A 12,179-nucleotide genomic window follows, 5' to 3' on the forward strand; every position below is an offset into this window, starting at 1 on the left:
GTGGGTGATTTCCAATTGCACACTTGGCGCTTGTGGGTCGGCTTCGACTTGGTAACCGTGTTGTGTACTTGCAGAACTACCACCTTTAGGCGAGGTAGCATTGATAGTTGCCTCTATTTTTTTATCAGTGTCAGCAACCAAATCTGCTGCTGGAACATTTAAACTATAGCGCCCCTGTGCATCAACAGGTGTGGTGAAAGTCTTGTTATTAATGCTTAATGTAACGATATTACCCGCTGTAAAATCACCAGATACCACACCAGTCACAGGAACGTCAGTGCCTTTTTCAGCCGATTGGACAATATTATCGCCAGCAATACTGGTGATACTGATATTAACGCTTGGTTTATCTGGACCTTTATTTTTGTGTTGGCTTGCAGCTACAGCGCCAACAGCGCCAAGACCACCCAAAAGCCAAGGCAGTGTACTACCAAGCGATGCTGCTGGTGCTGCGACACTACCAACTGTGCCTGCTGTCACCCACCATGGGCTAATCATGGTATTACCACCCAAAGCCTGACCTTCAATTTCACCATTAGCCAATCTAGTTACGTAATCCGACGCTTCACCAGTGTCTGGTACATAGTAGTGGTAAGCTCCACTTTCAGCTTGACCAATCAACGCAGAATCTGGATAGTTATAAAAATCTTCAATGATTAAATCAGTTTCTTGCCCTAATTCTTCAAAAGAAACATGCAAATCTTTTCCAGCACGTTTTGTAATAATATGGTCGGGTGCGCGACCTGTGGCATCTTTGACAAATTCATAATGCATATTGCCATTCGCCTTTATCACAGCAGGCTGACCACTTCTAGTAACAACCTGTACTTGGTTGACTGTTTGAGTAGCATTGTTGGCTTTTACAGTAATATTTTGCATATAACACCTTTTTTACAAATGTAACCCAATAATTGCCTAAATTAGGTTACGGAAATCTTAATTTTAATATTGCCGTTATAATAAATCATTTCCAAAATTTAAGCTATATAAAAACCGTAAAAACATCCCGATTGGCATATTTAAGTATATCAATGGTAAATATAAAACAATCAAATAATTTGTGAAAAAAATACACCGATTACCTTGATTTATCAAGGGTTTTTTTATATTTTATTTTAATATATTTGAATAATTTTTATTCATTTTATAATAACAATTCTAATACAAAAAAAGCCTTATCAATGATTGACAAAGCTTTTTAAAAAATAATTACAAAACTGATTAAAACTAATACAATTTTATATAATATCCATTTATCGGTTAATTCAATCCATTAATCTGAAATCTAATTTAACAAATAATCAACAATGACAGGGGCATGGTCGCTAAACCATTTTTCACGGTAGACCCAAGCTCCCAGTACTTTTTGCGCCCAATTAGGTGAGCACATCTGATAATCAATTCGCCAACCAACATTATTTTCACGTGCTTTGCCACGATTTGACCACCAAGAATACAAATCAGCTTCCGTACGCGCCCTGCGAAAACTGTCTACATAACCCATTTTTTCATATGCATAATCCAGCCATGCTCGTTCATGTGGCAAACAACCAGATGATTTTTGGTTACCTGAAAAATTCTTAATATCAATTTTTTTATGCACCATATTATAATCGCCACAAACAATCAATGATTTGTCTTCATCGCGCCAGCGTTGTAATATTGTTTGATATTCACGCAAAAATAAATCTTTTCGGGCTTGAGCATCGTCGCCTGATGAGCCTGATGGTAAATATAAAGAAGCAATAAACAAAGGTTTTTGTTCAGAAAATGTTGATAAATCCAGTTGCACCATAGTGAAACGCCCTTCAGTATCGGCAAGTTCAAATCCTAAACCATCTACGACTGACACAAAAGGTAATTTACTGTAAATTGCTGTACCAGAATAACCCAATCTTTGGGCAGTAAACAAATGATAATGCCAGCCCTGAGGCTTAAATTTATCGTCCCATTGCTCATGGGTCAAACGGGTTTCTTGCATACAAATTATATCGGCATCACTGGTTGCTATCCAATCAAACAGCCCTTTTTTATGGCTAGCTCGCAGTCCATTGACGTTAATAGAAACCACACGCAACGTGCAGGGAAGTTTTGAAGGGATGATATCGTTGGGTTTTGGGGTGGTCATGATCATTCCAAATTAAATAAAAGTATTGTAGCCTCATACTTTATCTATGGCAACAAAAACACCCCAAAAGCTGTTGCCTTAGGGTGTTAAATACAGGTGTGTTTATCTTATAAAATCACTAAAAAAGTCGTTTCCAGTATTTTGAGACAGCTGAACCTACCACACCTAAAGCTTTTGCACCTTTTTTTACAATTTCGATACCTGCGTCAATACCATCTGCTAAATTATCCACGAATGAATCCCAAAACGACTTTTTAGTTTCCTCTATAAACTTTATGGACTCTTGACCACTTGACCAGTTTTCATCATTTTGGTTAATTTTGTTTGCCATGAGAAAACGTTTTTTCTTTTTGGTGTGTCGCACAATAAACGCCAATAACTTGGATAAATTATAGGGTTTTCTTTTTGCGCCATTGCCTGCTGAATAATAAATCACATCCACATCTATGCCTGTGGCTTCTTTAATACGTTCTTTGGTTGAGATAACTTTATCTTCCAAAAATTCAACTAATTCTGGTTCGGGCTTATTATCTGTTAAATCCCAGCAATTATCCATGGCTTTATCTGCTTTGTTAATCGCCACTAAAATACGATGTTTATCCTCGCCTAGATTTGGTATAATGACACCATTAATCAGTTGACAAGTCGTCCCCAAATCACGACTGCTGCCATCTACAATCACTAAAACCATATCAATTAATAAATCACCCTTACTGTCTTTTTCGTGTAACTTATCAATGATTATTTTTGTATGTCTTTGGTCTGCTTCTTTACCATCGCCAAGACCCGGTGTATCCCACAAAATCAGATTATCCAGAACATAGCGATTAATGCTCATTGTTTCAGGATCAGAGCCTTTGCCAACTTTTGCTATATCGGTATCAAATAATGCGTTGATGGTTGATGATTTGCCTGTACCTGTACCGCCAACAATCATCAAATTAAGTTTGTTACGTTTAAGACGATTGAAATTTCGAAGAAATTTTCCCTTATCCTCATCACTAATACTGGGGTCGTTTTGAACAGAGTCCACAACATCTTTGAGTTTTGTATCAAATTCAGTATCATTTTCGAAACTTTGGTGAGACATATTAGAATGATTCATAATCTTTCCTATAAATTACAAAAAATAATTGAAAATTCACTATATTTATGGGTAAAATTTTAATCTATATATTAAAAACCTCAATCAACCGCTGGTTGAATTTCCCCACTAAAAGTTAATTAGCATGAAAACCCAAGAGAAAATCCGTGTCTTACGCACAGGGCAAAAACTTTCCCAAGAACAAATGGCAGAAAAATTAGAAATATCCTCGCAAGCTTATTCAAAAATTGAATCAGGAAAAACAAAATTAAGTTTAGAACGTATTGAACAAATTGCCCATATTTTAAATGTAGATATTACAGAATTAATAAGCAGTCATGATAGCGAAGTGTTTCTTTTGGTTAATGAATACGGTACAAATCATGGAAAAACCATTTACCAAAATCATGAACTTGCAAAAGAAATAGAAAAACTACAATTAATTATTTCTCATAAAGATGAAATCATCAATCACCTTAAAAAAGAAAATCAGTCTTTATATGATATGATTAGTTTATTAAAATCCAATCACTCATCCTAATATGCCTTTTTCTCATTTCTTTTCCCACCCCGTTCGCCTGCTTGCCCCAATGGAAGGTCTGACTGACCCACTGATGAGACGCATTTTAACCAAAATTGCCAGTGATTTAGGCAGACCTTATGACTGGTCCGTCAGCGAATTTATTCGTGTAACCCACTATCCCCTACCAGCTCATGTATTTTATAAATATGTGCCAGAATTACATCAAAATGGTGAAACCCTAAGCGGTACGCCTGTTCATATTCAGCTTTTAGGCAATAACCCCAATATGATGGCAGAAAGCGCAGTAACTGCTTGTAGTCTTGGAGCAAAAGCTATTGATTTAAATTTTGGCTGCCCTGCAAAAACGGTAAATAATCACAAAGGCGGTTCAATTTTATTAAATGAGCCAGAAACAATTTATCAAATTATTTTGGCGGTTAGAAACGCTGTTCCACACCATATTGGAGTTTCGGCAAAAATCAGATTGGGTTATGAAAATATGGATAACATGGACGAGATTGGCGATGCTGTGTTACAAGCTGGCACAAGCTGGTTAACCGTACATGCCCGTACCAAAACCCAAGGGTACCGCCCGCCTGCGTATTGGGATAAAATTGCATCGTTTACCAAACTTGGTATTCCCATCATTGCTAACGGTGAGATTTGGAATTCTCAGCACGCTACCGACTGTACTCATCAAGCCAAAACACCTCATCTGATGCTTGGACGTGGTGCAGTAACTCGTCCTAACTTAATTGCCACACTGGATAATCATTTGAAAAATAATTTTACTTGGCAAGATTTATTGCCTTATCAACTTGAATTTTTAGCAGATAATACAGACAATCAAAACGGATTGATTGGACGTTATAAACAGTGGCTAGGCATGCTAACATCAGGGTTTGATGAAGCGCAATCATTATGGCAAGTCATCAAAAAAGAAAAAAATAAATCCAACATTCTGCAATTATTATCAGGCAAATAAAACCCCTTTATGTATCCATAAAGGGTTATTAAAACCACTAGGTATAATCTGTTAAATCAATGGAAAGTTTATTTGCCCCTTCATCCAAATCACCATTTTTGGCGTGTTTACTTTCTAGTTTGATTTGTAGACGTAAATCGTTGGGGCTATCTGCGTGTTTAATCGCGTCAGCATAGGTAATCTCACCATTTTCATACAAATCAAACAAGGCTTGGTCAAAAGTCTGCATGCCAATATCGCGAGAACGTTTCATTACTGGCTTAATTTCGTGAATCTCACCTTTACGAATGTAATCAGCAATCAGCTGTGTACCAAGTAAAATTTCAATAGCGGCGCGACGACCCTTACCGTCTGGTGTCGGAATTAACTGTTGGGCGATAATTGCGCGCAAGTTCAGCGACAAATCCATAAATAATTGCCCATGTCTGTCTGCTTCAAAAAAGTGAATAATACGGTCAATGGCTTGGTTGGCGTTATTGGCGTGTAAAGTGGCAAACACTAAGTGTCCAGTTTCAGCATACTGAATGGCATAACTCATGACTTCACGGTTACGAATCTCACCAATCAAAATCACATCGGGCGCTTGACGCAGGGTATTTCTTAAACCATCTTCAAAAGACAAAGTATCAATTCCAACCTCACGTTGTGTAACAATACAGCCTTTATGTTGATGTACATATTCAATTGGGTCTTCAACGGTAATGATATGACCTCGAGAATTTTCATTGCGATAACCCATCATTGCTGCAAGCGTCGTCGATTTACCCGTACCTGTTGCACCTACAAGCAAAATAATACCACGCTTTTTCATCGCCAATTCATTCAAAATAGGCGGTAATTTTAAATCATCCGTGGTTGGGATTTGGGTTTCAATTTTACGCAAAACCATGCCTGCTTTATCACGTTGAATAAAAGCAGACACACGAAAACGGGCTGTTTCTTCTTTGTCAGTAATGGCAAACTGACATTCGTGAGTTTCTTCAAATTCCGCCTTTTGTTTATCCGTCATAATTCCAAGAACCAAAGCCATGGATTGTTCGGATGTTAAAGGTGTTTTGGTCATCGGGTGAATGGTGCCATTGACTTTTAAAGACGGTGGCACCCCTTCAGTAATAAAAAGGTCAGAACCATTTTTGGCAATCATGACTTGTAATAATTTATCAAAATTCATAAGTTTCCTTAATATGATAAAAAATTCATATTATAAAAATGCTTCTGGCTGTTTGGCATACATACGCGCTGATTCTTTGGTGATGACACGGCTAGCAACCAGATTTTTTAAGGTTTGGTCAAGAGTAATCATACCTTCGCCCGCGCCAGTTTGAATTGCTGAATACATTTGAGCCACTTTATTTTCACGAATCAAGTTACGAATCGCAGGCGTGCCAAGCATGATTTCATGAGCTGCCACACGACCTCCGCCAATGCGTTTTAATAACGACTGAGAAATGACCGCCTGCAAAGACTCTGAAAGCATGGCACGAATCATATCTTTTTCGGCTGCAGGGAAAACGTCAATGACACGGTCAATCGTTTTTGCAGCAGAGTTGGTGTGCAGCGTACCAAACACTAAATGCCCAGTTTCAGCAGCTGTCAGTGCCAGACGGATCGTTTCAAGGTCGCGCATCTCACCCACCAAAATGACATCGGGGTCTTCACGCAGTGCCGAACGCAGTGCCGCTTCAAAACCCAAAGTGTCTCGATGAACCTCACGCTGGTTTATCAGCGATTTTTTGGATTCATGCACAAATTCAATTGGGTCTTCAATGGTTAAAATATGTTCTTTGCGAGTCTCATTAATATAATTAATCATCGCCGCAAGTGTTGTTGATTTACCAGAACCTGTTGGTCCTGTTACCAAAACCACACCGCGTTTAAAATCAGAAACCTTTTTGAAAACAGGTCCCATGCCCAAATCATCCATTGTCAAAACTTTGGATGGAATGGTACGAAATACAGCGCCTGCGCCACGATTTTGGTTAAAAGCATTAACACGAAAACGAGCTAAATTAGGAATCTCAAATGAAAAATCCGTCTCAAAAAATTCTTCATAATCAGCACGCTGTTTGTCATTCATGATGTCATAAATCAATTTATGCACTGTTGAATGGTCCATCTCCGGTGTGTTAATGCGCACCACTTCACCATCAACACGAATCATCGGTGGCAGCCCTGCTGACAAATGCAAATCTGACGCTCTGTTTTTGACCACAAAACGCAATAAATCTTCAATACTAGGGGATGACATGATTTACCTTTACTTTATTGTAATATAACTAAAAAACACAAAATCAAGAAATAAAATGAATCAAAATACAACATTGAAAAATGCTATTTTTATGTATGTATTAAAACATGACCAATTTTAAGATACAAGGCATTTTATAACAAAGTTTATGCCTTTGATGGTAAAATTTTGTTAGAATAAATAAAATTGTTTTATTCTTGTATCAATTATGACCACTCAAAATTTACTCATTCAACGTTTTTTGAATGTTAAAAACCATTTAAATCAATATAATCAACAATTTAACCAAAAAACTCAATTATTAGCCGTTTCAAAAACCAAGCCTGCTGAGGATATTCGCACATTATTTCATCAAGGTCAAACCATGTTTGGTGAAAATTATCTACAAGAGGCAGTTGCTAAAATTCAACAATTACAAGATTTACCAATTGTTTGGCATTATATCGGACATATTCAGCGCAACAAAACACGTGATATTGCCCAATATTTTGATTGGGTGCAGACTATTGATCGCGGCATCATCGCTAAACGCTTAAATGAGCAGCGACCAGAAAATTTACCTCCCATCAACGTACTGATTGAGCTCAATATTGATGATGAAGCCAATAAATCAGGATGTAAAGTAGATGAACTTGACAAGTTAATTGATGAAATTTTAAGCTACCCGCGTTTATGTTTGCGAGGTTTGATGATTATTCCCAATAAACATGGTAGCGATGCTTTTGTACGTACTCAGGCAATTTTTACCCAAGTTCAAAAACAGCGCGCACTGAAAAACTGGGATACACTTTCTATGGGCATGAGTCGCGACATGCAAGATGCAGTTGCTCATGGTTCGACAATGGTGCGAGTAGGAACGGCGATTTTTGGAGAAAGAGACTATAAATAATACATCACGCCTAATAAAAATAACAGCGTGTGTTTGTTGGAAATTAAAAACCTGCGTTAAAATTAACACAGGTTTTTGTAAAAGAATAAATATTACTTATTAATGAATATTGCCAAGTTCGTTCGCAAAACTAGCAGCAAAATCATCATCACCTAAATCTGGTTTTGGTGACTCAAGTGACAAAAATTCTTCTTTTTGTTTGGCTTCATCCAATGCTTTTTGGGCGCGACGCTGACGACTTTGATGATATGCAAGCCCCGTACCTGCTGGAATTAGGCGACCAACAACCACGTTTTCTTTAAGCCCACTTAAGTCATCTACTTTGCCCATTACTGCCGCAGCGGTTAACACGCGGGTAGTTTCTTGGAAAGATGCCGCTGAAATGAAGCTTTCAGTTGCAAGACTGGCCTTGGTAATACCAAGAAGCTGACGCTCAAAACGCACAGGGAATTTATCTTCCGCTAAAAGTTTGGCATTTAATTCACGAATCTTATTAAATTCAGCTTGGTCGCCTTTAAAGTAACTAGAATCGCCACCGTCAATAATTTCCACTTTGCGCAACATTTGACGTAAAATCACCTCAATGTGCTTGTCATTAATTTTTACGCCTTGTAAACGGTAAACTTCTTGAACTTCATTAACCACATAATTTGCCAATGCAGTTTCGCCTTTTAAGCGCAAGATATCATGTGGATTTTGAGGACCATCTGACACCACTTCGCCGCGTTCTACCGTTTCGCCTTCAAAGACGTTGATTTGACGCCATTTTGGAATTAGCTCTTCATGAGTGTTGCCATCTTCATCGGTAATGATAAAGCGGTTTTTACCTTTGGTTTCTTTACCAAAACTAACAATACCACTCATTTCTGCCATAATTGCATGGTCTTTAGGACGACGCGCTTCAAATAAATCAGCAACGCGTGGCAAACCACCAGTAATATCTTTGGTTCCTGATGTTGCTTGTGGTACACGACCTAAAACCGAACCTGTAGTTACCGCCTCACCTTCTGTAACACGAATAACGGTTCCTGACGGCAAATAGTAAATAACTTCTTTACCTTCATCTGTATCCAAAATAATTGCAGGACGCACATCTTTTGCAGTACTTGGACGGTCTCTAACAGCTAAAATCTCAAATGAGCTGACCCCAGTTGTTTCGTCAGTTTTTACCGCTGCGGTCATACCATCTATAATGTCATTAAAACGTACTTTACCTGCAAATTCTGTGATAATTGGGTGGGTATGTGGATCCCATTTGGCAATCACATCACCTTGACTGACTGAATCAGCGTCGCAAACCAATATGTTTGAACCATAAGGTACTTTATAACGCTCACGCTCACGACCCTGTTCATCAATCACACCAAGCTCAGCAGAACGTGATACCACCACCAAATAGCCATCAGCATGTTCTACTGTTTTCATATTATGAAAACGCACTGTACCTGTATTATTAACAGAAATACTATTATCTACAGACACTGCACTTGCTGCACCACCAACGTGGAATGTACGCATCGTTAGCTGTGTGCCAGGCTCACCGATGGATTGAGCTGCCATAACCCCAACCGATTCACCGATATTGACCAGATGACCGCGCGCCAAATCACGTCCATAGCATTTTGCACATACGCCGTGATTGGATTCACAGGTAATCACTGAACGCACTTGAACTTCGTCAATAGCATTTTTATCCAGCACTTCAACCAAACGCTCATCAATCAAGGTGCCTTTGGTGATAATCACATCGCCTTTAGCATTGATAACATCTTTAGCTGCCACACGACCAAGTACACGGTCTCCCAAACGCTCAACAATTTCACCGCCATTAATTACAGGGGTCATGCGCTGACCTGCTTCTGTACCACAGTCTTCTTGGGTGATAACCAAATCTTGAGCAACATCAACCAAACGACGAGTTAAATAACCTGAGTTAGCCGTTTTTAATGCTGTATCTGCCAAACCTTTACGCGCACCGTGTGTTGAAATAAAGTACTGCAGTACTGACAAACCTTCACGGAAGTTTGCCTTAATTGGTGTTTCAATAATTGAACCATCTGGTTTTGCCATCAGACCACGCATACCAGCAAGCTGACGAATTTGGGTTGCACTACCACGAGCACCCGAGTCTGCCATCATATAGATGGAATTAAAAGATTTTTCACGAACCGTTTCGCCATTTGCATTAACCACTTCATCGCTTGATAAGTTTTCCATCATGGCATTAGCAATTTTATCACTGGTACGCGACCAAATATCCACCACTTTATTGTAACGCTCGCCAGCGGTCACAATACCTTGGTCAAATTGTTTTTCGATATCACGCACTTCAGCATCGGCAGCATCAACAATGGCTTTTTTGGTTGGTGGAATTACCATATCTTCCATGCCAATAGAAATGCCTGATAATGTTGCTTGGGCAAAGCCTAAATACATCAGATGGTCAGCAAAGAGTACAGATTCTTTTACGCCCAGTTTACGATAACAAGAGTTTAGTAATTTTGAGATGTTTTTCTTGGTCATCTCTTTATTACATTCGTCAAATCCCATGCCTTCTGGCATGATATTCCAAATTAAAAGACGTCCTGCGACTGTGTCTTTGATTTGGGTATGTTTGCTTTTTTCACCCGTTCTTTCGTCAATCATAACCTCGGTAACGCGTACTTTGATGGCAGCATTTACCGATAAATCATCAGAACCAATGGCGCGCAAGGCTTCATTAACGGTACTAAAGACCATGTTTTCACCTTTTGCTCCAATGCGACTACGGCTAATATAATAAAGCCCGAGTACCACGTCTTGAGATGGTACAATAATAGGCTCACCATTGGCAGGTGATAAAATATTATTGGTAGACATCATCAAAGCGCGAGCTTCAAGCTGTGCTTCTAGGGTCAATGGTACGTGTACCGCCATTTGGTCACCGTCGAAGTCGGCGTTAAATGCCGCACAAACCAAGGGGTGTAGCTGGATTGCTTTACCTTCAATCAATACAGGTTCAAACGCTTGTAGACCCAAACGGTGAAGTGTAGGCGCACGGTTTAGCAATACTGGATGTTCACGAATTACGCTAGCAAGCATATCCCAAACCACCGGCTCTTCACGCTCAACCATTTTTTTAGCGGCTTTAATTGTGGTTGCAATATTATTTTGTAGTAGTTTAGCGTAAGTAAATGGCTTAAATAATTCCAGCGCCATTTTCTTAGGCAAACCACACTGATGCAAACGCAATGTTGGACCAACTACAATGACCGAACGCCCTGAATAGTCGACACGTTTACCCAAAAGGTTTTGACGGAAACGACCTTGCTTCCCTTTAATCATATCAGCTAGGGATTTTAAAGGACGTTTGTTTGAACCGGTAATTGCGCGACCACGGCGTCCATTGTCAAGCAACGCATCAACCGCTTCTTGGAGCATACGCTTTTCATTACGAACAATAATATCTGGTGCGTTTAACTCCAACAGGCGTTTTAAACGGTTATTACGATTAATCACACGACGATACAAATCGTTTAAATCTGACGTTGCAAAACGACCGCCCTCTAATGGCACCAAAGGACGTAAATCTGGTGGCAACACAGGCAAAACGGTCATGACCATCCATTCAGGTTTGTTGCCAGAATCACGGAAAGACTCTAACAACTTCAAGCGCTTAGACATTTTTTTAAGCTTCGTTTCAGAACCTGTTTGTGGAATCAGAGCACGCAGTTCTTCAATTTCACCCTCAACATCAATGTCTTTTAACAAGTTTTGAACCGCTTCAGCACCCATTTTAGCAACGAATTCATCGCCATATTGCTCAAGTGCATTAAAATACTCTTCATCATCAAGCAGCTGATATTTTTCCAATCCAGTCATACCAGGATCAGTTACGATATAGCTTTCAAAATAAAGCACACGTTCAATATCACGCAACGTAATATCCAGCAAAAGACCGATACGGCTTGGCAAAGACTTTAAAAACCAAATATGTGCCACAGGTGAGGCAAGCTCAATATGTCCCATGCGTTCGCGACGAACTTTTGCGGCAGTAACTTCTACACCACATTTTTCACAAATGATGCCTTGAAATTTACGGCGTTTGTATTTACCACACAAGCACTCAAAATCTTTAACAGGTCCAAAAATTTTTGAACAAAACAGACCATCACGCTCTGGTTTAAATGTACGGTAATTAATGGTTTCAGGTTTTTTTACTTCACCATGCGACCATGATTTGATGGTGTCAGGTGATGCCAAAGAAATCTGAATGCTGTCAAACTCTTTTATACCATCGGCAGGTTTCATGATGTCTAATAAGTCTTTCAAAGGGTTTCTCC

Annotated in this window: 9 protein-coding genes; 3 read left to right on the forward strand and 6 right to left on the reverse strand. The window is 39.2% G+C overall.

The window, feature by feature from the left end; translation table 11 throughout:
• From ACZBKJ_RS07355 to ACZBKJ_RS07365, 3 genes are all read right to left on the reverse strand, one after another.
• Positions 1-879: Ig-like domain-containing protein (locus ACZBKJ_RS07355; protein ID WP_463200344.1), on the reverse strand; the 879-nt coding region annotated here is incomplete at its 3' end.
• Positions 880-1,285: 406 nt separating this feature from the next.
• On the reverse strand, positions 1,286-2,128 hold the full coding sequence (locus ACZBKJ_RS07360; RefSeq protein ID WP_463200345.1) for an exodeoxyribonuclease III: 843 nt from the start codon (positions 2,126-2,128) through the stop codon (positions 1,286-1,288).
• Between the two features lie 118 nt (positions 2,129-2,246).
• Complete coding sequence (locus tag ACZBKJ_RS07365) at positions 2,247-3,233, reverse strand: GTPase family protein (RefSeq protein ID WP_463200346.1); 987 nt, start codon at positions 3,231-3,233, stop codon at positions 2,247-2,249.
• A gap of 124 nt (positions 3,234-3,357) precedes the next feature.
• Here ACZBKJ_RS07365 and ACZBKJ_RS07370 point away from each other — a divergent pair, with 124 nt between their 5' ends.
• The gene (locus ACZBKJ_RS07370; protein ID WP_463200347.1) at positions 3,358-3,753 is read left to right on the forward strand and encodes a helix-turn-helix domain-containing protein; all 396 of its coding nucleotides are present in this window, start codon (positions 3,358-3,360) and stop codon (positions 3,751-3,753) included.
• A 1-nt stretch (position 3,754) separates the two neighbouring features.
• Entirely contained in the window at positions 3,755-4,720 is a 966-nt protein-coding gene (locus tag ACZBKJ_RS07375; protein WP_463200348.1) for a tRNA dihydrouridine synthase, read from the forward strand.
• A gap of 37 nt (positions 4,721-4,757) precedes the next feature.
• On the opposite strand, the gene ACZBKJ_RS07380 is transcribed toward ACZBKJ_RS07375, so the two are convergent.
• Positions 4,758-5,891, reverse strand: coding sequence for a PilT/PilU family type 4a pilus ATPase (locus tag ACZBKJ_RS07380; RefSeq protein WP_463200349.1), 1,134 nt, complete (start codon positions 5,889-5,891; stop codon positions 4,758-4,760).
• Positions 5,892-5,921: 30 nt separating this feature from the next.
• Positions 5,922-6,968 carry a type IV pilus twitching motility protein PilT gene (locus tag ACZBKJ_RS07385; protein ID WP_463200350.1) on the reverse strand — a complete coding sequence of 349 codons (1,047 nt, stop codon included), beginning with the start codon at positions 6,966-6,968 and terminating at the stop codon, positions 5,922-5,924.
• A 208-nt stretch (positions 6,969-7,176) separates the two neighbouring features.
• Here ACZBKJ_RS07385 and ACZBKJ_RS07390 point away from each other — a divergent pair, with 208 nt between their 5' ends.
• On the forward strand, positions 7,177-7,857 hold the full coding sequence (locus ACZBKJ_RS07390; RefSeq protein ID WP_463200351.1) for a YggS family pyridoxal phosphate-dependent enzyme: 681 nt from the start codon (positions 7,177-7,179) through the stop codon (positions 7,855-7,857).
• 99 nt (positions 7,858-7,956) lie between these two features.
• Here the strand turns inward: ACZBKJ_RS07390 and rpoC are convergent, their stop codons facing one another.
• Complete coding sequence (rpoC, locus tag ACZBKJ_RS07395) at positions 7,957-12,168, reverse strand: DNA-directed RNA polymerase subunit beta' (protein WP_463200352.1); 4,212 nt, start codon at positions 12,166-12,168, stop codon at positions 7,957-7,959.
• Between the last annotated feature and the right edge of the window lie 11 nt (positions 12,169-12,179).

The sequence above is a fragment of the Moraxella sp. I5G genome, from assembly GCF_055193055.1.